Annotated in this window: 20 protein-coding genes; 19 read left to right on the top strand and 1 reads right to left on the bottom strand. The window is 46.0% G+C overall.

Annotated features, from left to right (window positions below):
* The first annotated feature begins 58 nt into the window (after positions 1-58).
* From BLU98_RS06110 to BLU98_RS06120, 3 genes are all read left to right on the top strand, one after another.
* On the top strand, positions 59-412 hold the full coding sequence (locus BLU98_RS06110; protein WP_092723268.1) for a single-stranded DNA-binding protein: 354 nt from the start codon (positions 59-61) through the stop codon (positions 410-412).
* 274 nt (positions 413-686) lie between these two features.
* Entirely contained in the window at positions 687-1430 is a 744-nt protein-coding gene (locus tag BLU98_RS06115) for a 2-phosphosulfolactate phosphatase (RefSeq protein ID WP_092723067.1), read from the top strand.
* Positions 1431-1526: 96 nt separating this feature from the next.
* Positions 1527-5288 (top strand): DEAD/DEAH box helicase, encoded by a 3762-nt coding sequence (locus BLU98_RS06120; protein WP_092723069.1) that lies wholly within the window; start codon positions 1527-1529, stop codon positions 5286-5288.
* A gap of 57 nt (positions 5289-5345) precedes the next feature.
* Here BLU98_RS06120 and BLU98_RS17540 read toward each other — a convergent pair whose 3' ends face one another.
* Positions 5346-5681 carry a YHS domain-containing protein gene (locus tag BLU98_RS17540; protein WP_139173851.1) on the bottom strand — a complete coding sequence of 112 codons (336 nt, stop codon included), beginning with the start codon at positions 5679-5681 and terminating at the stop codon, positions 5346-5348.
* Between the two features lie 265 nt (positions 5682-5946).
* Between BLU98_RS17540 and BLU98_RS06130 the strand changes: the two genes are divergently transcribed.
* The 16 genes from BLU98_RS06130 to nadB all read left to right on the top strand — a co-directional run bounded on the left by BLU98_RS06130 (position 5947) and on the right by nadB (position 26841).
* Positions 5947-8817: a TonB-dependent receptor gene (locus tag BLU98_RS06130; RefSeq protein WP_257574745.1), complete on the top strand. Its 2871-nt coding sequence runs from the start codon at positions 5947-5949 to the stop codon at positions 8815-8817.
* 384 nt (positions 8818-9201) lie between these two features.
* Positions 9202-9906: a GNAT family N-acetyltransferase gene (locus BLU98_RS06135; protein WP_092723073.1), complete on the top strand. Its 705-nt coding sequence runs from the start codon at positions 9202-9204 to the stop codon at positions 9904-9906.
* A gap of 23 nt (positions 9907-9929) precedes the next feature.
* Positions 9930-11123 carry an argininosuccinate synthase gene (locus tag BLU98_RS06140; RefSeq protein WP_257574746.1) on the top strand — a complete coding sequence of 398 codons (1194 nt, stop codon included), beginning with the start codon at positions 9930-9932 and terminating at the stop codon, positions 11121-11123.
* Positions 11124-11126: 3 nt separating this feature from the next.
* Positions 11127-12107 (top strand): N-acetyl-gamma-glutamyl-phosphate reductase, encoded by a 981-nt coding sequence (gene argC, locus BLU98_RS06145; RefSeq protein ID WP_092723077.1) that lies wholly within the window; start codon positions 11127-11129, stop codon positions 12105-12107.
* Between the two features lie 11 nt (positions 12108-12118).
* A complete protein-coding gene (locus BLU98_RS06150; protein ID WP_092723079.1) occupies positions 12119-13279 on the top strand; it encodes an aspartate aminotransferase family protein in 1161 nt (386 codons plus the stop codon).
* A 25-nt stretch (positions 13280-13304) separates the two neighbouring features.
* Positions 13305-14270 carry an N-acetylornithine carbamoyltransferase gene (locus BLU98_RS06155; protein ID WP_092723270.1) on the top strand — a complete coding sequence of 322 codons (966 nt, stop codon included), beginning with the start codon at positions 13305-13307 and terminating at the stop codon, positions 14268-14270.
* Positions 14271-14275: 5 nt separating this feature from the next.
* Positions 14276-15061, top strand: a complete 786-nt coding sequence (argB, locus tag BLU98_RS06160; protein ID WP_026772713.1) for an acetylglutamate kinase — start codon at positions 14276-14278, stop codon at positions 15059-15061.
* 3 nt (positions 15062-15064) lie between these two features.
* The gene (locus tag BLU98_RS06165) at positions 15065-16138 is read left to right on the top strand and encodes a M20 family metallo-hydrolase (RefSeq protein WP_092723081.1); all 1074 of its coding nucleotides are present in this window, start codon (positions 15065-15067) and stop codon (positions 16136-16138) included.
* A gap of 17 nt (positions 16139-16155) precedes the next feature.
* Positions 16156-17490, top strand: coding sequence for an argininosuccinate lyase (argH, locus tag BLU98_RS06170; protein WP_092723083.1), 1335 nt, complete (start codon positions 16156-16158; stop codon positions 17488-17490).
* A 63-nt stretch (positions 17491-17553) separates the two neighbouring features.
* Positions 17554-18276 carry a BamJ family beta-barrel-assembly machinery protein gene (bamJ, locus tag BLU98_RS06175; protein ID WP_257574748.1) on the top strand — a complete coding sequence of 241 codons (723 nt, stop codon included), beginning with the start codon at positions 17554-17556 and terminating at the stop codon, positions 18274-18276.
* A 108-nt stretch (positions 18277-18384) separates the two neighbouring features.
* Positions 18385-20397 (top strand): sensor histidine kinase, encoded by a 2013-nt coding sequence (locus BLU98_RS06180; protein WP_092723087.1) that lies wholly within the window; start codon positions 18385-18387, stop codon positions 20395-20397.
* On the top strand, positions 20394-21077 hold the full coding sequence (locus tag BLU98_RS06185; RefSeq protein ID WP_092723089.1) for a response regulator transcription factor: 684 nt from the start codon (positions 20394-20396) through the stop codon (positions 21075-21077). The genes BLU98_RS06180 and BLU98_RS06185 overlap by 4 nt, the downstream gene beginning before the upstream one ends.
* Before the next feature lie 33 nt (positions 21078-21110).
* Complete coding sequence (gene kbl / locus BLU98_RS06190) at positions 21111-22298, top strand: glycine C-acetyltransferase (RefSeq protein WP_092723091.1); 1188 nt, start codon at positions 21111-21113, stop codon at positions 22296-22298.
* A gap of 18 nt (positions 22299-22316) precedes the next feature.
* Positions 22317-23159 carry a penicillin-binding transpeptidase domain-containing protein gene (locus tag BLU98_RS06195; RefSeq protein ID WP_092723093.1) on the top strand — a complete coding sequence of 281 codons (843 nt, stop codon included), beginning with the start codon at positions 22317-22319 and terminating at the stop codon, positions 23157-23159.
* A 48-nt stretch (positions 23160-23207) separates the two neighbouring features.
* Positions 23208-25220 carry a (E)-4-hydroxy-3-methylbut-2-enyl-diphosphate synthase gene (ispG, locus tag BLU98_RS06200; protein WP_092723095.1) on the top strand — a complete coding sequence of 671 codons (2013 nt, stop codon included), beginning with the start codon at positions 23208-23210 and terminating at the stop codon, positions 25218-25220.
* 13 nt (positions 25221-25233) lie between these two features.
* Complete coding sequence (gene nadB, locus BLU98_RS06205; protein ID WP_257574750.1) at positions 25234-26841, top strand: L-aspartate oxidase; 1608 nt, start codon at positions 25234-25236, stop codon at positions 26839-26841.
* Positions 26842-26843: the final 2 nt, after the last annotated feature.

The raw sequence follows: 26843 nt of genomic DNA on the forward strand, positions 1-26843 counted from the left end.
GGATTCGGTACGGTGAATGACCGTTCATCGATTCATCATCAAAGTAAAACTGTTGCTTATGTACACGATCAGGAACAGGGTACAATTGATCGGCCATCTTGGCCAGGACCCTGAAATTAAACAATTCGATTCCGGCAAGAAAGCGGCACACCTGCGTGTGGCCACCAATGAACATTACCGTGATGTAAACGGGGAAAAAGTGTCCGATACCCAATGGCACCGGGCCATAGCCTGGAACAAGCTGGCCGATATTGCTGAAAAATACCTGTTCAAAGGAAGTGAAATTGCGCTTGAAGGCAAGATGGTTAATCGCCAGTATACAGATAAAAAAGGCGATAAACAATATATAACCGAAATACAGATCAATGAGTTACTGATACTGGGGAAAAAACTTCCTGAACTGCAGCAATAGCATTGCTCAATACTGCGGCTCAGGTTCCCTGCAGCTGTTCTTTGTGTTTGGTTGCACAAAAGAACGCAGTCTGCCTGCATCGATTGAAGCCGGTTAGCGTGTGAGTGCCAAATGACAAAGGTGCCAGGCTGTTTCGGTTGTCCGGATGGATGTTGTTTCTATGTTCCCCCGCATGATCCAACAAACAGCATCTTTTGTGACTCGGTTCTTTTTGTGCAAGGCCGGCCTTTCCAGGCTGGCTCTTTGTTCTTTCTGAACTTTATCTTTGCAACCTATGAATCAAAAACCCAGTTTATTTACCGTTGTATCTCCCCGTTTGCTGGATATCTATGATATTTCAAACGGTATTGTGGTAGTCATTGATGTTTTCCGCGCCACATCCACCATTGCTACCGCCTTGTATAATGGCGCTACGCGTGTGATTCCCGTTGACAGCGTGGATAAATGCATCCAGATAGGTAAGACGACCGGCGGCATCACAGCCGGAGAGCGTGATGGTAAAGTGATTGAAGGTTTGGCACATGGCAATTCTCCGGCCGAATACCCGCGTTCTTTCATCGCAGGAAAAACACTGGTACTCACCACCACCAATGGTACCAGGCTTTTACACATGGCGCTGAATAATGGTGCATCTGAGGTTATTACAGGATCTTTTCCCAACCTCTCTGCCGTGTGCGACCACCTGGTGGCGCAAAATAAGAATGTGGTATTGGGCTGCTCTGCCTGGAAAGACCGCTTCAACCTGGAAGACGCCCTTTTTGCAGGTGCAGTCATTGAAAGGATCAGAGACCATTTTGCCATCCATTGCGACAGCAGCCTGATGGCGGAAGATATGTACCGCCTGCACAAAAACGATATCAAACAGTTCATACGTAAAACTACCCACTGGCACAGGCTGGCTGCTTACGGACTGGAAGCCGACCTGGAATACTGCGTAACGGCCGATCAGGCCAATGTTTTGCCCGTTTACCGTAATGGGGACCTTGTAAGCCTTACAGGCCCGGCCGGGGGATCTTAACAAACATTTCATCCACATTCTTCCCTTTAGTTTTCGGTAACTGCCGCGCTTTCCTTTACTTTTGCAAATTGCCCAAACCCTAATTCCTGGCAAAACATGGCTTTACCGTACCTGGTCAAACATATCTATAACAGTGGCACCGAAGAAGTGATCCGGAGGGGCAAAAAGATCCATGCGCTCGGCAATGTGGAATTGGTGGAATACGACGACCTGATGGCCAATGTGGTTTTCCGGGTGAAAGATGACGGATACACTACTTTTTATAAAGTACATATCAACCAGTTCAAAGACGCTAAAACCCTTTCGCTGCGTTGCTCCTGTCCGTATAACCTCTCGGAAATCTGCCGTCACAAAGCAGCCGCTCTTTTTTACCTGCAGGACTTGTTAGATAAAAACTTATTGGGCGACAGGGAATCTTCTTATGACCAGAAGCATACGGTAGTAAAAATGAAACAGCTTGATCTGAAGCTGATTCGTATGCTCACATCTCCCGCCAGCTTCGACGCCGCTGAGAACCTGTTGCGCAGCAGCAGGTCCAATCTCCTCGAGGCAAAAGATGAAAGGGTGGTGGCCGAGCTGGAATACGAGGGCGAAAATTTCAGGGTGGTTATCCAGAAAAACGAAGAACGGAATTTTGATACGAGTTGTACCTGTCACACCGACCAGGCACATCCGCTCTGCGTGCACAAATGCATCGTGCTGTTGCAGCTCCTGCATAATTACGGTCCCAATTATTTCGACAGCATCCGTAACTGGGATAAAGAGAAAAACAAGCTGCTGGCGCTCTACGGCTATTCGCTGGAAGACGACCTGGATGGAAAATTTGAATTCACCTATACAGATGGGAAGCCTTTCCTGCGTGTACTGGATGCTTCCATCAAAAAAGTATCATTGAACCAGCCGGCGACTGTGCAGCCAAAAAAAATAGAAGAAACAGTACCAGATATTGCAGAAGACGAAGAAGAGACAGAAAAGCAATTGCTGAAACTGGGGATTGTAATCAATTCCAACGAACACCAGTACCCCTATCTTCAACTGGATGCGGTACAGGGCGAAGCAGATGAGGCTGGAACGGGCTATACAGGCAAGGCAGTAAAACTCGACCTGGGCAAATACATCAACACGGAAGTATTTAACGAAGAAGACAAAATACTGCTGCAACAGTTGCGTAAATTATTGCCGGGAGAGATCAACCGGTACCTTAACCGGAATTCACCATTCAGTGGCATTTGGGAAAACATCATACAGCAACACGACGATGAGTTACCGGAAGAGACCCGTCACCTCATCAATGAATACCTCCATCCCAAAATAAAAAAACTGTTTACCGATCTGACGGGTAACGCTTTTGTATTCTACCTGTCATCCGGGAAAACCTTTACAACGGCTAATATGCAACAGGCCGAGTTGACGCTGCCGTTTATCAGTCCGGAGTTCGAAGTAAACTACAGCAATCACCAGTATGTGATCGATTGCAGGATAAAGCTGCCGCTGGCTAACCTCAATATCGCCGAAAATGAATGCGGATCGGCATTGCTTTTTCAATACCACAACCAGTTTTTCACCTGGAATCGCACGGAAGACATCATTGTGCTGGAAAAATTTCTGCCTTCAGGCAAGATCACCATTGCCGCAGAAGACTGGGCCGTGCAGTTACAGCAATTCGTGTTGCCGCTTTCGAAAGAATACAATGTGCATTTCAGTAATGTACAAAAAGAAGAAGTCAAGGATATTAAGCCGGATGTGAAAGTGGTGCTGAAAGAGAAGGGAGATTATCTTTTGTTTCAACCGGTGTTTACATATAAGGGATATGATGTACGCAGTACCGATAAAGAAAAGATCATTCTGCCGGTAGCAGATAAACTGCTTGTGATACAGCGCAACCTGGATGCTGAAAGGGAATTTGTGCAGAAAGTGGAATCGCTGCATTCTCATTTTGTAAAACCGGTTGAGGGAGATGTGCTGGCGCTGAAAGGTTCCGAAGTACTCAAGAACAATTGGTTCTTCCTGTTTGTGGATGCGGCCAATGAAATGAATATCCCGGTATATGGTTTTGAGGCCTTGAAGAAATTTCGTTTCAATACCGCCAAGCCATCTACCAAAATATTCATCAGCAGCAACACCGACTGGTTTGATGCCAAAGTGCAGATACAGTTCGGAGAGCAGAAGGTAACGGTAGACGACGTGAAAAAGGCCCTGGCCAACAAACAGCAGTTTGTGCAACTGGATGATGGCACGCTGGGCATCCTTCCGGAAGAATGGATCAAAAAATATTCGTTGCTGTTCCGTGTAGGTGAAGGAAAGACAGGAACTATGAAGCTGAGTAAATACCATTTCAGCGTAATAGAAGAATTATACCTGGAGCGTGACGAAGAGGAACTCTTTTTTCAACTGGAAGAGAAATATGAACGGATCAAAGACAATCATTCCATCAAAGAGATACCAGCCCCTGCACACCTGAAATCCATTTTACGCCCTTACCAGGAAAGTGGGTTCCAATGGCTCAACTACCTGCGCGAAGTACAATGGGGTGGTATACTGGCAGACGATATGGGTTTGGGTAAAACCATACAGGCATTGAGTTTCCTGCATCATCTCAAAGAAGAGAATGCACATATCAAGGCGCTGGTGGTTTGTCCGACTACACTTATGTACAACTGGCAAAACGAGATCACCAAGTTCACGCCCAGTCTTAGTTACAACATCCATCACGGTGGTGGGAGGTCCAAAGAGAAGTTGATGATGAACGGTGTGGATGTGCTGATCACTACCTACGGTACTTTACGAAGTGATATCAAGCAATTTGTGGAAGTTCCGTTCGATTATGTGATACTCGATGAGAGCCAGGCTATCAAAAACCCCGGCAGTAAGGTAACCAAGGCTGCGGGCCTGCTGAAAGCCAGGAACCGGCTTTGCCTGAGTGGTACGCCCTTGCAAAACAATACATTCGATATTTATGCCCAGATGAATTTCCTCAACCCGGGCATGCTGGGTAGTGTAGAATTTTTCAAGCAGGAGTTCTCCATCCCGATTGACAAGTTCGGAGAAAAAGAACAGAAAGAGCATTTGCGCAAACTACTGTATCCATTCATCCTGCGCCGTACAAAAGAACAGGTGGCCAAAGACCTGCCCGAAAAGCAGGAAATGGTACTGTTCTGTGAAATGGGAGAAGAACAGCGAAGGATCTACGATGCTTACCGGAACGATTATCGCGATAAGATATTGGGTGTGGTGGAAAACCAGGGCATACAAAAATCGCAGCTCACCATTTTGCAGGGATTGATGAGGCTCAGGCAGATCTGTGATAGTCCGGCCATCATGAAAGAAGAAGAACGATACCCCAATGTTTCGGTAAAACTCGAAGAGATTGGCAGGGAGATCACTGAAAACATCAGCAACCACAAAGCGCTGGTATTCTCGCAGTTCCTGGGCATGCTGGCACTGATCAAACAAAAGCTGGAAGAGCTGGGCGTTGATTACGAATATTTCGACGGAAGCAGTACAGTAGCCGAACGCGAAAAAGCCATCCAGCGATTCCAGAATGATGAAAACTGCCGTGTTTTCCTGATCTCACTGAAAGCGGGAGGTGTAGGTCTGAACCTCACTGCGGCAGATTATGTTTACATTGTTGACCCCTGGTGGAATCCGGCTGTGGAGCAACAAGCGATAGATCGTACACACCGCATTGGTCAAACGAAAAATATTTTCGCTTACAGGATGATATGCACCGATACGGTGGAAGACAAAATACTCAAACTACAGGAGCGGAAACGAAGCCTTGCCCGCGAACTCATTACAGACGATGAGGGCTTTGTGAAGAGTCTTACCAAAGAAGACGTGGAATACTTATTCAGTTAAATTAAAAATGCCACACGATATCATCGTATGGCATTCAGGTAAATTATTGCGGAATAACTATTTCATTTCCGAAGCCACTATGTATTTATCGGGGCTTTTCTGGAATTCAGCCTTGCATTCTTTCGAACAAAAGCCGATCACTTTGCCATGATAGTGCACAGTATCTGACATGCCGGCTGTTACAGGCATACCGCAGGACGGGTCTTTTTTGTTGTCGAGCATATCGGCAGTAAATCTTAATTCAAGGCTCATCGGATCTGGGTGAGTGCCGGAAGAGTCTTTCTTTTTAGCTTCTGCCTGTGAATTGTTGGTGCAAGAACTCGTAAAAAGACATGCGGCCAGCAAAATCAGGCTAGTCGCAAAAAAAGGATAAGCGTGCAAAGATTTTCTCATCTTTAAATGGTATTGGTGTTGGGTAATGCAGTTGACAGAACATCAAAATTACTGCACCATTTGCATATATTTTTTTTCTTAACAAATTATAAGTAAATCAATACTGCCCTTTTTTGCCCGGTGTTTCACCGATTATTTCAGGCGCTTGTCCAGCTATAGCAGTAGTTTTCCATCTGTATCGACTAAACCCCTGCTGCCTGGTAAAGGAAAATATATTTGATCAATGATTCAGCAGTTTATGAGCAGAGTTTTATTAGCGATCGCAATGTTGTTTTTTTCTGTGGAAGCCATGTCGCAGGCCACGGCTTCCATCAACGGAAAACTGGTGGATTCAGTTGCGAAGCAATCCATGAAAGATGCATCGGTAACTGTGTTAAATGCGCAGGATTCTACCATTGAAGCCTACAGCCTGGCCAAAGCGGACGGAAGCTTTTCCGTGAGCGGCATTCCTTTCGGTGATATGATGGTACGGATCAGTTTCCAGGGGTATGAAACGTTTACGCGCCGTTTTCAATTTTCAAAAACGAATGCAACAATAGGTATGGGTACCGTTTACATGAAGCAGGCCGATAACGACCTGGGAATGGTAACGGTTATGCAGTCGCCCATACAAATGAAAAAGGATACGATTGAAGTCAGCGCTTCTGCATTCAAGACCAAGCCCAATGCGGTTGTGGAAGACCTGCTTAAAAAAATTCCGGGTATGGAAGTGGACAAAGACGGCAATGTGAAGGCACAGGGCGAACAGGTGCAGCGGGTGCTGGTAGACGGTAAAAAGTTTTTTGGTGATGATCCCAAGATGGCCACCAAGAACCTGCCTCCCGATATCATCGATAAGATACAAGTGTTTGATGCATTGAGCGACCAGAGCGCTTTTACCGGGTTCGATGATGGTAACCGCATCAAGACGATTAATATCACCACACGCAAAGACAAACGCAAGGGCTATTTTGGAAAAGCTTCGCTGGGCTTTGGCGCGAATGAAGAAGAAGGATTGTATGATAATAGTTTTAACCTGAGCAGAATGAATGGAAACCAGCAGATCACACTTTTGGGGCAGGGTAATAACGTGAATAAGCAGAATTTTTCTGTAAAGGATATCCTTGGTTCACTTGGTGGCGGAGGTTTTGGCGGCGCCGGTGGTGGAAACCGCGGCGGCGGATTTGGAGGAGGTTCACTGTTGGGAACAAGTGGTGGCGGGGGGCTGGTGAATACCTGGGCAGGGGGTGTTAACTTCCGCGATAACTGGGGCGCCAAAACGCAGGTATCCGGCAGTTATTTTTATAATGACCAACGCACATACCGTGAACAGAACAGTTATGCCCAGACACTGACGCAGACGCCCGACTCATCCATTTTTACCAGGTCTTCCCAATCATCCGTGACACATAACCAGAATCACCGAATCGATCTGAATATCGAACACCAGTTCGATTCGAGCAATGTGCTCATCGTGAGACCCAATATCAGTTTCCAGAATACGAGCTCAACTTCTGACCAGACCAATACATCACAAGGAATGGGCAAGGGTGGAAGCCTGATCGATATCAGCAATTCAACTGCCAACGCTACCCGCGCCAACTCCGGATACAATGCCAGCATCGATGCTACTTTCCGTCACCGGTTTTCCAGGAAAGGGCGTACTTTCTCTGTGAACCTGAACCTGGGGCAGAATACCAACGATGGTTCGGGCACCAATAATTCCATTACGCACACATTTGCTACAGCCACCAGGCCAGAGCGTATCGATACCATCAACCAGGTATACAATAGTAACCCGGAAACCAAAAGCATCAGCACTACTTTTTCTTATACAGAACCGGTGGGCAAGAACCAGTTGATTGAGCTGAACTATAATTATTCCGGCAACCGGAATACTTCGGGTAAACACACTTATAATTTTGACATGTCAACCGGTAATTATGATATACCGGTAATGAACCTGAGTAATATTTTTGAAAATACGTACCAGGCCAACCGCTTTTCGCTGAACTATCGTGTACAGAATACCAAAATGAATTTCAGCGTGGGATCGGGATTGCAGTTGGGAGACCGTAGCAGCCACAACCTCACGAAAGACAGTACGCTGACACAGCATTATGTAAACCTTTCACCAACGGCCAATTTCAGTTATGCATTCAGCAAAACACGTAACCTGCGGTTCTTCTATTACGGAAGAACGGGCCAGCCAAGTATCGATCAGTTGCAACCGGTGGTGGATAACAGTAACCCGCTCAACATCAAAGTGGGCAATCCCGATCTGAAGCAACAATTCACGCACAGTTTCCGCGTGCTGTATCATTCTTATGAAGCCAATACAGGCAAGATCATTTTTGCAACAGTGAATGCCAGCATGGTACAAAATGATATCCAGAACGCTACTACACTGCTCGCCAACGGAGGTCAGATGGTGAAGCCGGTGAACCTGGGAGGCACTTACAATGCGAATGCTTTCTTTAATTATGGTTTCCAGATCAAATCGCCCAAGAGTAATATGAACCTGAGGGCCAACCTGTCAACCAACCAGAGCCAGGCGTTGATCAACGGGCTGAGCAACTATACCCGCAATCATTCATTAGGCGGAACCATTGCATGGACAACCAATTTGAAGGATAATTTCGACATGAACTTTTTCTATACCCCCACTTATGTGATGGCGAGGTATACGCTCAAACCCGAGCAAAACAACAATACGCTTACACAGGATGCTTCTACGGAAGCTACTTACTACACCAAAAACGGATGGATACTGTCTACCGATTTTGGCTATACCTACAGCAGTGGCCGGAGCGCCGGGTACAATACGGCGATACCATTATGGAATGCCAGCCTGTCAAAACAGCTATTTAAAAACAAAGCCGGCGAACTCAAATTTTATGTATTCGATCTGTTGAACCAGAACGTGTCGCTCACCCGCCAGGTAACTGCTACCGGCTGGCAGGATATACAGAATAAAGTGCTCACAAGGTATTTCATGATCAGCTTTACCTATAATCTTCGACGGTTTGGCGCCAATAACATGCAGCGTGGAAACGACAACAATCCAATGCGGCAGATGTTCAAAAGTGGAAGAATGGGCATGGGTGATATGATGCGGATGGGAGGCGGTGGCGGAAAACCCGGGGGCATGGAATAATAGTTTGTTATTGCTTGGTATAAATGATGGCCATCCCTGAAAGACGGGGTGGCCTTTTTTATGCTAACAGCCGTAAGTGCCTCGAATGACCGAGCTTAACCAAATTTTCATAAAAAATTGAGGGTATTTATTGTAAACTATACTAATTTTACACCTTCAAATCACTGAAAAGATATTGCAAGTGAAGCAGGCAATTACACATATTAATTTAGTTTCATTGAATTCCCCGTTAAGGGTGGGTTCAGTGGAAGCCGCTTTTATTTCCTTCCCCCGACGTGGTTGCTGATAGGACGAGCAACTGGCACTTGCCCCTATCAGTGGAAAATCCCCCGGAATTCTTCGACAAGAGCAGCGTTTCTTTTTCACGTTATTAATTTTCGCAAGTTGGAACAAAATATTATTGTCCGTGTAGCCAATAGTGGCGACACACACTACGCGCAAACCATCACTGATGAGATGGAAGCTTCTGCAAAAGCGCGTGGCACGGGGATTGCCAAACGCAGTCCGGATTATGTTGCGCAGAAAATGACGGAAGGCAAAGCCGTCATCGCCCTCTTGCCAGATGGCACCTGGGTAGGCTTTTGCTATATAGAAGCCTGGGGGCATGATGAGTTCGTTGCGAACAGCGGTCTCATCGTAGCTCCTGTATTCAGGAAAAGCGGCGTAGCCAAGCTCATCAAGAGAACCATCTTCAACCTGTCGAGGGAAAAATACCCGAAGGCCAAAATATTTGGGTTAACCACGGGTCTTGCCGTGATGAAGATCAACAGTGAGCTGGGTTACGAGCCTGTTACCTACAGTGAGCTGACAGATGATGAAGAATTCTGGGCAGGCTGTAAGAGTTGTGTGAACTACGATATCCTGATGAGTAAAGACAGGAAGAATTGTATGTGTACAGCCATGTTATACGATCCGGCCGATCATTATACGCCGGAAGAGACCACACAGGAATTCAATAAGCATTCCAAGCTCTGGGAAAGATTCATGAAGATCAAGCAAAGCCGGTTGCTGAGTTTTTTCAAAAGAAAAGAGAGCTCCGGCTCTTCGGGTAAACCCAAATCATTGTTTCATTATTTCTTTCACCTTTAATCATTTTCAAAACCAGTCATATCATGCAAAAAGTAGTTCTCGGATTCAGTGGCGGCCTCGATACTTCCTATTGTGTAAAATACCTGACAGAAGAGAAGGGTTATGAAGTGCACAGCGTAATTGTCAATACCGGCGGTTTCAGCGAAACCGAATTGCAGCAAATTGAACAGCATGCCTACAAACTGGGTGTAAAAACACATACTACGGTGGATGCCGTAAAAAGTTATTACGACAGCATCATCAAATACCTGGTATTTGGCAATGTGCTGAAGAATAACACGTACCCGCTCAGCGTAAGCGCCGAGCGATTGAGCCAAGCCCTGCATATTGCCGAGCACGCCAAAAAGCTGAACGCTGTTGCAGTGGTTCATGGAAGTACAGGTGCGGGTAACGACCAGGTAAGGTTTGATATGATCTTCAACATCATGATCCCCGGTGTGGAAATTATTACGCCTATAAGAGACCTGCGACTGAGTAGGGAAGAAGAGATCGAATACCTGAAATCTAAAGGTGTGGAAATGAATTTTGCCAAAGCGGCTTATTCTATCAACAAAGGATTGTGGGGCACGAGCGTAGGCGGAAGGGAAACTTTGCAGTCGAAAGGCATGTTGCCTGAAGAAGCCTGGCCTACACAGGTTACCAAAACCGGTTCTGAAGAAGTAAAATTGGGTTTTGTAAAGGGAGAATTGAGAACAGTGAACGATCAGTCATTCGATCACCCTGCACAAGCCATTCAATACCTGCAAACCATTGCCGGTCCTTATGGCGTGGGCAGGGATATCCACGTGGGTGATACTATTATTGGTATCAAAGGCCGCGTTGGTTTTGAAGCTGCTGCACCCATGGTGATCCTGAAAGCGCATCATGCACTGGAAAAGCATGTATTAACCAAATGGCAACTGAGCTGGAAAGACCAGCTGGCGCAGTTCTATGGTAACTGGCTACATGAGGGACAAATACTCGATCCGGTAATGAGGGATATTGAAGCATACCTGGAAAATTCACAAGCCAATGTTACAGGCGATGTATTTGTACAATTGCATCCTTATCATTTCCAAATCATTGGCATCGAGTCGAAATACGACCTGATGAGCAGCAAGTTTGGTAAATACGGGGAGATGAACAATGGCTGGACGGGAGAAGATGTGAGAGGTTTCTCGAAGATCTTCGGCAACCAGACTTCTATTTATCATAATGTAAAAGAAAGCAACCAGTAAGTCATGAAAAAGATCAAAGCAGGCATAGTAGGAGGAGCAGGATATACAGGTGGGGAAATGATACGCCTGTTGATCAACCATCCTGATGTTGACGTAGTATTTATACACAGCACCAGCAACGCAGGTAATCCTGTGAGTAAAGTGCATGCCGACCTGGTAGGTGAAACAGACCTGCAATTTACCGGCACACTAAGCGATGATATCGATGTACTGTTCCTTTGCGTGGGACATGGTGATGCGAGGAAATTCCTGGAGCAAAACCATGTTGCTGAAAAGATCAAAGTGATTGATCTTTCACAGGACTTCAGGCTGGCAGCACATGCTTCGATCGGTAACAGGCAATTTGTTTACGGACTGCCGGAGATGAACAAAGTGCAGATCAAAGCAGCGGCCAATATTGCCAACCCGGGTTGTTTCGCTACTACCATTCAATTGGGCCTGTTGCCATTGGCCAAAGCGGGTTTATTGGGGGATGTATATACTACCGGTATCACCGGATCAACAGGCGCGGGACAGGGATTGAGTACCACTTCACATTTCAGCTGGAGAGCGAACAATGTACAAGCTTACAAAACGTTGCAACACCAGCATATCAAAGAAATACGTCAAAGCCTGCAACAATTGCAGGGCAATGATGCGGCAGATGTACACTTCGTTCCCTGGAGAGGAGACTTTACAAGAGGTATCTATGTTACTTCAGTCATCGATTGTGCGTCTCCGATTGAAGAAATAAAACAACTGTACAAAGATTTTTACAGGGACGCCGCTTTTACACATGTAAGTGACACCATGATTGATCTGAAGCAGGTAGTGAATACCAACAAATGCCTGTTGCATATTGAAAAACAAGGCAGCAAGATAGCGGTGCATTCCGCATCGGATAACCTGCTGAAAGGAGCCAGCGGACAGGCAGTGCAGAACATGAACCTGTTATTCGGACTGGATGAAACAGCAGGACTAAAATTGAAAGCAAACTATTTTTAATAAGGACGACAATGAAATTATTCGACGTTTATCCCCTCAACAACATCACCATCACCAAGGCCCAGGGGTCTTATGTATGGGATGAGAACGGTGTACAGTATTTAGACATGTATGGCGGCCATGCCGTTATCAGTATCGGACATACACATCCACACTGGGTGCGCCGAATAGAAGACCAACTGGAAAAGATCGCTTTTTATTCCAACTCCATTCATATTCCTATTCAGCTCGAGCTGGCTAAAAAATTAGGAGAAGTGAGCGGTAAACAGGATTACCAGCTTTTCCTTTGCAACAGTGGCGCCGAAGCCAATGAGAACGCATTGAAGCTGGCGTCTTTTCATACGGGAAGAAAAAAAATAATCGCTTTCAGCAAATCATTCCATGGCCGGACTTCACTGGCAGTGGCTGCTACCGATAACAAATCGATCGTTGCACCCGTGAATGAGACAGATAATATCATTTTCCTTCCGTTCAACGATCAGCAGGCATTGCAGGATTGTTTTGCAAAGGAAGGAAAGGAGATCGCTGCTGTGATCATTGAAGGGATACAGGGCGTAGGTGGGATCAATATTGCCGATGAATCGTTTTTGAAATTGATCAGGCAATTGTGCGACGACTATGGAGCAGTCTATATTGCTGATAGCGTGCAATGCGGTTATGGCAGAAGTGGTATGTTCTTCTCGCACGACTATGCCGGTGTGAATGCAGATATTTATTCCATGGCCAAAGGCATGGGCAATGGATTCCCGATAGGTGGCATACTGATAGCACCGCATATACAACCTAAATACGGTATGCTGGGCACTACTTTTGGCGGGAACCAATTGGCTTGTGCAGCAGCGCTGGCGGTGCTGGAAGTGATACAGCAAGACCAATTGATAGATGTGGCAAAGCAAAGAGGACAATACCTGCTCAACAGGCTGAAAACGATTGAAGGCTTGCAGAACGTGCGCGGCCGTGGATTGATGATCGGATTTGATGTGCCGGAAGCATTGAAAGACCTGAAGAAAAAATTATTGTTCGACCACAATGTATTTACCGGAGAAGCCAAGCCGAATGTGATTCGTCTGTTGCCTTCTTTGGCCATCACACGCAAACAGGTAGATGAATTCCTGGACGTATTGAAAGAAGCCATCGCTGAAATAACAGCGCATGCAACAGAAAACGCATAACAGTACCTCGCATAATACTATAACAATGAAACAATTTATCTCCGTTTACGATGTTCCCAATATCAATGCGCTCGTTGAAAAAGCGTTGGCATATAAGGCAAATCCTTTTGCCGACAGGCAGCTCGGAGCGGATAAACGAATTGGTTTATTGTTTCTGAATCCCAGTCTGCGTACGCGTTTGAGCACACAAGTGGCCGCGCGCAACCTGGGTATGGAAGCCATTGTGTTCAATGTAGATAAAGAAGGATGGGCGCTTGAGTTTGAAGAAGGCGCCATCATGAGCGGTAATACTGTAGAGCATATCAAAGATGCTGCGCCGATATTGGGGCAATATTTCGATATACTGTGCATACGTACATTTCCCTCTCTTAAGAACCGGGAAGAGGATTACAGCGAAATGTTCATCCACCAATTCATCAAATATGCTGGCGTACCTGTAGTAAGTTTGGAAAGCGCTACACTGCATCCTTTGCAATCGTTGACAGACATCATTACCATACAGGAACATTACCGGACACAGCATACAAAACGCAAACCCAAGATCGTACTCACCTGGGCGCCGCATGTAAAACCACTGCCGCAATGTGTAGCAAATAGTTTTTCCCAATGGATAAATGCATGGGGAGAAGCCGATTTTGTCATCACCCATCCGCAGGATTATGAACTCGCAGAGCAGTTCACCAAAGGAGCTGCCATTACACACGACCAGGATGCAGCGTTGAAAGATGCAGATTATGTATATGTAAAGAACTGGAGCACTTATAACGATTATGGTAAGATCTATGAGAATGATCCGGCATGGATGCTGACAGAAGAAAAGCTGAAAGCAAGCAACAATGCCAAAGTAATGCATTGCCTGCCCGTAAGAAGGAATGTGGAACTGAGCGATGAAATACTCGACAGTGCACACAGCCTGGTTACGCAACAAGCCGGTAACAGGGTATGGGCTGCACAGACAGTACTGGCAGAATTATTACAATCGGGAAAATAAGCACCATGGAAAAGCTCTATGTGATCAAGATCGGCGGAAACATCATAGACGATGAGCAAAAACTTGAGTCGTTCCTGAAAGATTTTGCCGCATTGAAAGGATATAAGATATTGGTTCATGGAGGAGGCAAGCTGGCAACAAAACTGGCGGCCCAATTGGGTGTTGAGCAACAGATGATAGATGGCAGACGGATCACCGACGCTGAGACCCTGAAGATCGTAACCATGGTGTATGCAGGTTATATCAATAAAAACATTGTAGCACAATTGCAGGCGAATCATTGTAATGCCATTGGATTGAGTGGAGCGGATGGTAACAGCATACTGGCCCACAAAAGACAACACCCTAGCATCGATTATGGTTTTGTAGGCGATGTGGATGCAGTGAATATATCACTGGTGCATGCGCTTCTGCAACAACAGGTAGCGATCGTAGCGGCACCCATCACACACGATCAAAAGGGACAATTGCTGAATACCAATGCAGATACCATCGCCCAGGAAATGGCCCGCTCTATGAGCAGCCTGTATCAGGTAGAATTGATCTATTCATTCGAAAAAAGTGGCGTACTGCTCGATGCCAATGATGATGCTACAGTTATCAGTAAGATCAATCCCGGCTATTATAGTGAACTCAAAGCAAAAGAACTGATCTTTGCCGGCATGATACCCAAGCTCGACAATGCTTTCGCTGCCTTGCAAAAAGGTGTTCATAAAGTGATCATCGGCAAAGCTGAGCAACTCACGCAACTGGTAGCAGGAGAAGCGGGTACTGCCATTCAAATGGAATAATTTATGAGCAACCAGCCATCTTCTATATTAACGCAGCAAGCGGTTGAGTTGTTAAAACAACTGATAGCCATTCCTTCTTTTAGTAAGGAAGAAGACCAGACGGCTGACCTGTTGGAACTGTTTTTACAGGAAAGAGGCGTAACCACTCACCGGCATTTGAACAATGTATGGGCAAAGAACCAGCATTTCGATCCTGCCAAACCTTCTTTGTTGCTCAACTCGCACCATGATACGGTAAAGCCCAATAAAGCCTATACCCTCGATCCTTTTGAACCTGCTGTGAAAGATGGCAAACTGTTTGGTCTGGGAAGCAATGATGCAGGTGGTTCATTGGTGTCGCTCATCGCCGTTTTTCTTCATTACTATAACAGAAGGGATCTGAAGTACAACATTGTACTTGCCGTTACTGCGGAAGAAGAGATTTCAGGGAAGAACGGTATCGAATTGCTCGTGCCTGAACTGCCGCCGATCATTGCCGGTATTGTGGGAGAACCCACACAGATGCAAATGGCAGTGGCGGAACGGGGCTTGCTTGTACTCGATGGTCATGCTACAGGTAAAGCCGGTCACGCTGCAAGAGAGGAAGGGGAAAATGCATTGTACAAAGCATTGACCGATATTACCTGGTTTCGCGATTACCGGTTCGATAAAGTATCATCTTTATTAGGTCCGGTGAAGATGACGGTTACTGTTATAGAGACTGAGAATAAAGCCCATAATGTAGTGCCGCCGATCTGTCATTTTGTGGTAGATGTGCGGGTGAATGAATGTTACACATTCGAAGAAATACTGCAGATCATCAGATCATATATACAAAGTGATGTGCAGCCCAGAAGCCTGCGTATGCGCTCCACTGCTATTGCATTGGATCATCCGTTGGTACAAGCAGGCATGCAACTGGGAAGAACTTATTATGGATCGCCCACGACTTCAGACAAGGCACTGATGTCTTTTACTACATTGAAAATGGGCCCCGGCGATTCTGCGAGAAGCCATACAGCCGATGAATTCATTTACCTGGCAGAGATCGAAGAAGGAATTGACTTGTACATAAAATTGCTGGACCAGCTTTTGTAAAACATAAAACTACGCAAATGAAACTGTGGCAAAAAAATACGAGTGTATCGGGTGCAGTGGAGCAGTTTACCGTTGGTAAAGATCCTGAATTCGATCTGTTGCTGGCTCCTTTCGATACACTGGGCTCAATGGCCCATGTGAAAATGCTCGCAACGGTTGGGTTACTTACCCGGTCAGAGGCAGATGCGGTGATCGAGGAATTGAAAAAGATTTATGCACTCTGCAAAGAAGGATTATTTGTGATTGAAGCAGGTGTTGAAGATGTGCATTCACAGGTTGAATTGTTGCTGACCCGTAAACTGGGGGATGCCGGAAAAAAAATTCACAGCGCCAGGAGTCGCAACGACCAGGTGCTGGTAGATGTCAAACTATACCTGCGGCATGAAATTGAAATGCTGGTGCAAGCCGTTGAGCCTTTTTTTCAACTGCTGATCAGACAGAGTGAACAATTCAAACAATACCTGCTGCCAGGCTATACCCATTTGCAACTGGCCATGCCTTCTTCATTCGGACTCTGGTTCGGCGCTTATGCAGAAAGCCTGGTAGATGATATGACGACCCTGCAGGCAGCATTTAAAGTAGTGAACAAAAATCCGCTGGGTTCTGCAGCAGGTTATGGTTCTTCTTTCCCTATCAACAGAACGCTTACCACACAATTGCTAGGTTTCGCCGACCTAAATTATAACGTGGTATATGCACAAATGGGAAGAGGCAAGGCTGAGCGCATTACTGCCATGGCCCTGGCCAACCTGGCCGATACATTGGCGCGGCTGAGCATGGATGCCTGTCTCTACCTGAACCAGAACTTCGACTTCATCAGTTTTCCGGCAGAGCTCACCACAGGGTCAAGCATCATGCCGCATAAAAAAAATCCGGATGTTTTTGAACTGATCCGCTCGCATTGCAATCGCATCAAAGCATTGCCCAATGAGATCATGCTCATGACTGCGAACCTGCCTTCCGGTTACCACCGCGATCTGCAACTGCTCAAAGAACACCTATTCCCGGCTTTTCAAACGCTGAAAGACTGCATACAAATGGCTACACTGATGCTGGATAATATCCGTATAAAAGAAAACATACTGGCTGATGAAAAATACAAATATGCATTCAGTGTTGAAGAAGTGAATAAGCTGGTACTTGGCGGCGTGCCTTTCAGGGATGCATATAAACAAGTGGGCATAGATATCGAGGAAGGAAAGTTTACCTACTCCACTGCATTGAACCATGTGCATGAAGGCAGCATCGGCAACCTCTGTAACGATAAAATAGCTGGTATGATGCGTGAAGCCATCGATGGCTTTGGTTTTGAAAAGGTACACAAGGCAGTAGATACCTTGATAAAAGGATAAAAGACGATGGCTTTTGGCTCAATCAAATAATTATTGTTGTTTTGAATCTCTCAAATGATACAAATGAAAAAGACGATCATCCTTGCTGGCGCGCTCTTATGCGTAGTAAATATGTTTGCACAGGTGAAAAAACCTGCTGCCACTGTAAAGAAAGCTCCTGCGAAAGCAACCGCAACGGTTAATCCTTTCAAAGGAAGCACAGACAGCGCCAGTTATGCACTGGGCGTTCGCATTGCGCAGAACCTGAAAAATTCCGGGTTCGACAAACTGAACCTGTCAATGGTGCAGAAAGCTATGGCAGATGTATTACAGAATAAAAAGATACTGATCGAAGAAACTGCACTGGATGCATGCATCGGTGCGTACCAGCAAAAAGCAAGTACCGAAAAAGCATCCGTAGCTAAACAAGAGGGGAAAACATTCTTGGCAACCAATGGCAAACGGTCGGGCGTGGTAACATTGCCGAGCGGACTACAATATGAGATCATCAAAGCCGGCACAGGCACTGCTAAACCTGCACTGAGCGATACGGTGAAATGCCATTACCATGGAACCCTCATCAACGGAACCGTATTCGACAGTTCTGTAGACAGGGGAGAGCCCATCAGTTTTCCGCTGAACAGAGTGATCAAAGGATGGCAGGATGCATTGCAACTGATGACCGTAGGCAGCAAATGGAAATTATACATTCCTTCGGATATGGCTTATGGCGACAGGGCTGCCGGAGCCATTCCTCCGGGATCAACACTGATATTTGAAGTAGAGCTGTTGGGTATCACAAAATAGACTCGCTACAGCGCCGCGTTAAGCATTCTTGCACTAAGGTTAATTTAGGTTAATGGAAGCGGGGAGTTCCAGTGAAGCCCTGTTACTTTTGTATCTGAATAAAAGAGCATGAACAAGCTTCAGATTTCGCGGGCGTTGATGATTGCGACCATACTGGTACTGGCGGCATTTGAAGGCTATTGGTTGAACAAGCTGTACCGGGATGAATACAAGGGCCTGAACAATGGAGTGGAAGTGGCTTTCAGGGGCGCGATTGATAAATTGCAGCGCCGTTTATATGAAAAAGATACTTCATTGACTGCGTTGGTCATCCCCGATACTGATAAGCAACATATAGCTGCATTGAACACTTCGCAGACTGTAAGACAAGCACCACGAACCAAACGAAAAGAGCAGCACAGAAGGGATCATAAAGAAGACTCAACATTTCATTTCAGGTTTGATATACCGGAAATGCGTGATGAAACACCTCCGCACGAAGGCGTACAAGCCATAGCGGTACATCCGGTCAATGAAATAGCAGGAGTCCCTCCTCCCAGGTTGGTTGAATTGATGTTGCAGAGAAAAGCTGAACTGATGCTGAGGGAAAAAATGACACTGAGAGATTCGGCCAGGCAAATGATGATCAGGAAAAATGGAGCATGGGTTCGGTTGGATTCCACTTCTTTGAAACATCTCCGGAAAGGTTTTCCCTCCATCACCATAAGTTACAGCAATACAACACGAGACAGCACTTCTCATCGCTCAGCCAGGGATACGTTTGTAAAGATTAACGGGATAGAAAAAATTGATCATTTTGAGTGGAAGAACAATGCAGATATAGCGTACCATCCACAAAGAATGAGAGCGCCAGCTAACGCTAATTCTTCCGTGCGGCTCCCAATGCCTGCAAAGATCGAATCACATCTTCGCAGGCCACCGCCGCCTCCGGAAGAAGATACAATTTTAACAGAACCTGTTCCTGAGAAGATTCAAACAAAAAAGCGCTATAAACCCTCTCCGGACATTGTTACTTTCTTCAGTACCAATAGAACACTGAACGATTCTATACCGGTTGCACGCGTTGATTCTGCCTATAAAGCAGAGCTGGCAAAGCTCATGAACGGTTACCCTCCTTACAATATCAGCTTCAAATCTTATAGAAATACATTACCTGCAAAAGCAGATTTTGAGAAGGACAGCACCAAAGAAGTAACTACTTCGAAAGTATTTGTAGGATTCAATACACCTTACGCTTACCAGGCGCATTTCTCCGGTGTGCAACAATATATTCTTGGTAAAATGCGCATGCAGATTGGCGGTTCTGTTTTGTTGCTGTTATTGGTGCTGATTTCTTTCATCATCATGTACCGGAATATCCTGGCGCAACAAAAGCTGGCCAATATCAAAAACGATTTCATCAGCAACATCACACACGAATTGAAAACACCTATTGCAACAGTAAGTGTTGCCATAGAAGCGCTGCGTAACTTCAATGCCATCAGGAGCCCGGAAAAGACCAAAGAGTACCTGGATATTTCAGCTTCCGAATTACAAAGACTGGGGTTGTTGGTAGATAAGGTACTCAAGCTATCGATATTTGAAAATAAAAGAGTAGAACTGAAAAAAGAGCAGTTCGACATGAAAGCATTGATCGATGAAACCCTCGCTACCATGCGCCTGCAACTGGAAAAGCAAAACGCTCAGGTATCTTTTACCACCGAAGGCAGTTCTTTCCTGATCGAAGCGGATAAGTTGCATATTACCAGCGTTATTTATAACTTACTGGATAATGCCCTGAAATACAGCGCCGGCGTACCGGTCATTCAAATAGCGTTGAAAGCTGTACAGGAAAATATTCTTGAATTGAAAGTGAGTGATAATGGGGTAGGCATTGCACACCAGTACCAACAGAAAGTCTTTGATAAATTCTTCCGTGTGCCGATGGGAAACCAGCATAACATTAAGGGATATGGACTGGGATTGAGCTATGTTGCCGAGATCGTGAAACAACACATGGGGTATATTTATGTTGAAAGTATATTGGGAAAAGGAAGCGCTTTCATTGTAAAACTCCCGGTTGCAGCGGCCGATGAGATCCGGTTTGATGAGCATCGCGTGATCAGAAAGAAAACTATATGAACATCAAAGTATTATATGTGGAAGACGAGCGCTTCCTGGGAAAGATCGTAAAAGAATCGCTCGAGACACGTGGCTTTGAAGTGGTCATGGAAGCCGATGGAAACCAGGTGCTGGAACAGTTTACAAACGAGCGCCCGGATATCTGTGTGTTGGATGTGATGCTGCCCGGTCGCAGTGGATTTGAACTGGCAAAAGATATCCGTAAGCTGAATGATGATATACCTATTATTTTCCTGACGGCCAAAACGCAGACGGATGATGTGCTTACAGGGTTCAGGCTGGGGGCCAATGATTACATACGCAAGCCGTTCAGTATGGAAGAATTGATTGTACGGATAGAAAACTTACTGCGTATAAAAAAGGAACCATTGCTGACAACAAATGGAGACACCATCCCGCTGGGCAAATTTCAGTTCCACCTCAACAAACAATTATTGCAGGGAGGTGCCGAAGAGCGAAAACTCTCTTACCGCGAAACCGAACTGATCAAATACCTCTACCAGCACCGCAACGATGTGATAGACAGAAGGGAGCTGCTCAACCATATCTGGGGTAACGACTCTTTCTTCAATAGCCGTAACCTGGATGTATACATTACCAAGATCAGGGGATACCTGAAAGACGACACGAGCCTGGAGATCATCACCATCAAAGGGGTGGGGTATCGTTTTGTTGTCTAAATAAAATATCTTCGCGGTCGAAAAGTGTCGACCATGAATAATCATTTTACCAACCGCATTGCGCAGGAATTAAAGGAGATAGAAGAAGCCGGACTGTTCAAAAAAGAAAGGGTCATTACCAGTGAACAGGGGCCGGAAATTGTAGTGAACGGCAAAAAAGTATTGAATTTCTGTGCCAATAATTACCTCGGACTCTCGTCTCACCCCAAAGTGATCGAAGCGGCGCATGCAGCCATCAACAGCCATGGCTATGGTATGAGCAGCGTACGTTTCATCTGCGGCACCCAGGATATCCATAAAGAACTGGAGCAGAAGATCGCTCAATTCCTCGGAACCGAAGACACCATATTGTATGCCGCAGCATTCGACGCGAATGGTGGTGTATTCGAGCCCCTGTTCAACGAGCAGGATGCCATTATCAGTGATGCGCTGAATCATGCATCCATCATCGATGGGGTGCGTTTGTGTAAAGCGCAGCGTTTCCGTTACGAGCACAACAACATGGCCGACCTGGAAGTCAAGCTGAAAGAAGCGGCAGGTTGCCGGAACCGTATCATTGTAACAGATGGCTCTTTCAGTATGGATGGCACCATCGCCCAACTGGATAAGATCTGCGACCTGGCCGATCAATATGATGCAATAGTAATGATCGACGAATGCCATTCTTCCGGCTTCCTGGGTAAAACAGGTCGCGGCACCCATGAATACAGGAATGTGATGGGCAGGATCGATATCATCACCGGTACACTGGGTAAAGCGCTTGGCGGAGCCAGCGGTGGATTTACTTCCGGAAAAAAAGAAGTGATCGAGATGCTGCGCCAGCGGAGCCGGCCTTACCTCTTCTCCAATACAGTAGCGCCTTCTATCGTTGGAGCTTCTATCGCGGTGCTGGATATGCTTACCGAAACCACCGAGCTGCGTGATAAGCTCGAATACAATACAAAATACTTCCGGTCGAAAATGACCGAAGCCGGCTTCGATATCAAGCCCGGTGATCATCCCATCGTTCCCATCATGCTCTACGATGCAGTAGTGGCGCAGCAGTTCGCAGCTAAATTGTTGGATGAAGGCGTGTATGTGATCGGTTTCTTCTACCCGGTGGTTGCTAAAGGACTTGCACGTATCCGCGTGCAACTGAGCGCTGCACATGAACAGGCACATCTCGACAAAGCCATTGCCGCATTCACCAAAGTGGGTAAAGAACTGAGCGTATTGAAATAAACACCGTAAAACCTAGACATGAAAAACAGCGTTTCATTCCTGTTGTGTTGCATGGCTGTGATACTCTCCGTATGCATCACAGCTTGTTCTCCGAACAATGTTACCATTGATAACAGTCTCCGGAAATATTTCGATACAAACCATGTAAAAGGAACATTCGGCCTATACGATAACGGAACGGGGCAGTTTATTATTTACAACCTTGAAAGGTTCAAAGATTCTGCGTATTTACCCGCTTCTACATTCAAGATCGTTAACTCGCTCATAGGTATTGAAACAGGGAAGATCGTTGATGAAAAAATGGTCATTAAGTGGGATGGTGTGATTCGCAAATATCCGAACGGAGATACGGCAAAAGGATGGAATAAAGACCTTACAATGCTGGAGGCATTCAAAGCATCTGCTGTTCCCTATTACCAGGAAGTAGCGAGAAGAATTGGAAAAGATACGATGCATCATTGGCTCGACAGTCTGAAGTATGGTAATCATATTATCAACGGCGCTATTGATACATTTTGGTTGAACAATACATTAAAGGTGACGGCCGATGAGCAGATGGGACTGTTGAAAGAACTGTATTTCGGGAAATTGCCTTTCCAGAAGCGCACCCAGGAAATTGTTAAGAAAGCCCTGCTCCAGGAAAGCAACGCCAATTACCAGCTCAGCTATAAAACCGGCTGGGGCTTCCTGCCCAATGGCAATGCCCTGGGCTGGATGGTTGGATGGATAGAAGAAAACCATCATCCCTATTTCTTTGCCATGAATGTTGAAGGCCCCCATAATACGCCCATGACACCGCTGCGGCTGGATATACTGAAGGCCATCCTGAAAGAAAGGGGCTTTTTCGAGGGAAAACGCTGAAAATAATTATTGCCTATTAACAGTTAATTTTGCAGCACATTTAGTGTTATGCAATTGTATTGTAATTCCCTTACACAGTATAAACGGCTACCAACCCGGGAAGTGAAGATTGGAGACTTGCTATTGGGCAATGGTCACCCTATCAGGCTGCAGACCATGACCACTACAGATACCATGGATACCATTGCCACTGTAGAGCAAAGTATCCGTTGTATTGAAGCGGGGGCTGAATTGGTGCGTATTACGGCGCCCAGCAAGAAGGAAGCGGAGAACCTGCTGCACATCAAAAACGAACTACGGAAAAGAGGATACCATACGCCACTTGTTGCCGACATCCATTTTACACCCAATGCAGCAGAGATTGCGGCCCGTATTGTAGAAAAAGTAAGGGTCAATCCCGGCAATTATGTTGATAAGAAAAAATTCGAACTCCTCGAATATACCGATGTGGAATATGCAGAAGAGATCGATCGCATCCGCGAACGCTTTACACCGCTGGTAAAGATTTGCAAAGAACATGGAACAGCCATGCGCATCGGTACCAATCATGGTTCGTTGAGCGACCGCATCATGAGCCGCTATGGCGATACACCCACGGGCATGGTGGAAAGCGCCATGGAGTTTTTAAGGATCGCCAGGGGAGAAAGCTATCACAATATTGTATTGAGCATGAAAGCCAGTAACCCACAGGTAATGGTGCAGGCTTATCGTTTGCTGATACAACAAATGGATGCAGAGTTTGGTGAATGCTATCCCTTGCACCTGGGTGTTACAGAAGCAGGAGATGGAGAGGACGGAAGGGTTAAAAGCGCTGCCGGTATCGGAACCCTGCTGGAAGATGGTATCGGAGATACTGTACGCGTTAGTTTAACAGAAGACCCCGAATTTGAAATACCCGTATGTAAAGACTTGGTAAAACGTTATGCATCCGGTGTGGCAATTGGTACAAATATCCCTGCAATAGAAAAAATACCATACAACCCATTCAGCTACCAGAGAAGGGAATGTTTTGAAGTGGACAATATCGGCGGTAAACAAGTGCCTGTTGTAGTGGCCGACCTGAGCAAGATAGACAAGATTACACCGGCCAGCCTGGAAAGCATCGGTTACCGGTACGATGAAAAACTGGACAAGTGGAACATCAGTGATACTGCAGCCGATTATGTGTTCACCGGCCACCAGCTACTTGATTTTGCCCTTCCCGGAATGCTGAAAGTGATTGTTTATGCGGGTGCCTGGGCGATGGCTGCCGATAAAGAAAAATATTTCCCTGTATACAATGCATCCGGTTTTGTGTCGGCAGAAAATAAGCATTCGAAGAATTTTGTGATGCTGGATTGTTTCAGTGATGAAACAACCATCAATAATTTTTCTCATCTCGATGAACTGGCCAATGACCCTTCAGTAATACTTTGTTTCAGCAGCAGCCGGCAACACGCAATGCCCGCTGTCCGCCGCATGTTCATGGAATTACTGCAAAGAAAAATACAGAACCCGGTGATACTGATGACAGACAGTTCATGGGAAACAGCCGATGAACACCTGATCCATTTTGCAACAGAAGCAGGTGCATTGCTACTCGATGGGTTTGGCGATGGGATATGGCTGGGCATGAAAGCTAAAAGCTATGAACAACTGGAAGCGAACAAAAGCGCTACCAGCGGCAGGAATTACCTGAATAACACCACCGTTGAACAATTTGTGAATGCAACGGCTTTCAGTATCCTGCAAGCCACGCGTACCAGAATATCAAAAACAGAATATATTTCCTGTCCCAGTTGCGGCCGCACTTTGTTCGACCTGCAGGAAACCACTGCCAGGATCAGGGAAGTAACCAACCACCTCAAAGGCGTTAAGATTGCTATTATGGGTTGCATTGTAAACGGACCCGGTGAGATGGCCGATGCCGATTTTGGGTATGTGGGAAGCGGGGTTGGTAAGATCACTTTGTATAAAGGAAAAGAAATAGTCAAGCGGAACGTGGAAAGTGAAGTAGCGGTTGACGAGCTGATCAATATATTGAAAGAGCATGGCGCCTGGGTGGAACCGGCAAGGCTATGAGTAACCAGCAATTATGACAACAGATATGCAGACAGATTTTTTGGTAATCGGATCGGGTATTGCAGGACTGACTTATGCTTTGAAAGCGGCCAAGCAGCATCCTTCCAGGCAAGTGACGGTTATTACCAAGACCCGCACAGATGAAACCAACACCAAATATGCACAGGGTGGAATTGCAGGTGTATGGGATGAAGAAAATGACAGCTATGGCAAACATATCGAAGACACACTGATTGCAGGCGATGGATTGTGCAATGAACGGGTCGTGGAAATTGTAGTGAAAGAAGGCCCCGAGCGGATCAGGGAGATCATCGAATATGGCGCCCGTTTCGATAAGGATGAAACCGGCGAGTACAGTCTTGGAAAAGAAGGTGGCCACAGCGAGAACCGCATCCTGCATCACAAAGATGTTACCGGCAAAGAAGTAGAACGTGCTTTGCTGGAAGAAATGAAGCAGGTAGCCAACATACAACTCATCAATCATTGTTTTGTGATTGATATCATTACCCAGCATCACCTCGGCTACCTCGTTACCAAATCAACACCCGATATTACCTGTTATGGTGTATATGTGCTGAACGAGCGTACCAACCAGATTGAAAAAATACTGGCGCGGATCACTTTGCTGGCTACCGGTGGCTGCGGACAAGCATACCGTACTACTACCAATCCCCGTATAGCCACAGGTGATGGCATTGCAATGGTATATCGCGCTAAAGGCAGGATTGAAAACATGGAGTTCATACAATTCCATCCTACCGCATTATATGAACCGGGTGTTTCCCCTTCTTTTTTGATCACCGAAGCGGTGAGAGGCGATGGCGCCATCCTCCGCAACAGGAACGAAGAAGCTTTCATGGAAAAATACGATGCCCGGAAAGACCTTGCCCCGCGTGATATTGTAGCGCGTGCCATCGATAGTGAAATGAAACGTACCGGTACCGAATACGTGTACCTCGATTGCAGGGAAATAGACAGGGAAAAATTCCTGCGGCATTTCCCCAATATTTACGAAAAATGCCTCAGCATAGGTATCGATGTAATGCAACAGATGATACCGGTGGCGCCTGCAGCACATTACAGTTGCGGCGGCATTAAAACAGATGAATGGGGCAGGACCTCCATCCAACACCTCTACGCATGCGGAGAATGTGCCAGTACCGGTTTACACGGCGCCAACCGCCTCGCCAGCAATAGCCTGCTCGAAGCCATGGTATTCGGACACCGTTGTTTCCTGGATGCGAATGCACAGATAGATGCCATTGCTTTTGCAGAAAGCATCCCCGACTGGAAAGCATTGAGCACCACCGATCCGCGCGAGATGATCCTGATCACACAGAGTCAGAAAGAATTGCAGCAGATCATGAGCGATTACGTAGGTATTGTGCGAACCGATGTGCGATTGGAAAGGGCCATGAAGCGACTCGATCTCCTGTTTACAGAAACAGAAGAACTGTATCGCACAACAAAAGTATCACCTCAATTGTGTGAGTTGCGCAACCTCATTACCGTAGGATACCTGATCGTAAAAGGAGCGCAGTTCCGGAAAGAAAGCAGGGGATTGCATTACAATACCGACCATCAACAAAAAAGCGAATTGTTGCAAAACATCATCCTTTAAAA

The organism is Hydrobacter penzbergensis, assembly GCF_900106985.1.
Taxonomy (GTDB): domain Bacteria; phylum Bacteroidota; class Bacteroidia; order Chitinophagales; family Chitinophagaceae; genus Sediminibacterium; species Sediminibacterium magnilacihabitans.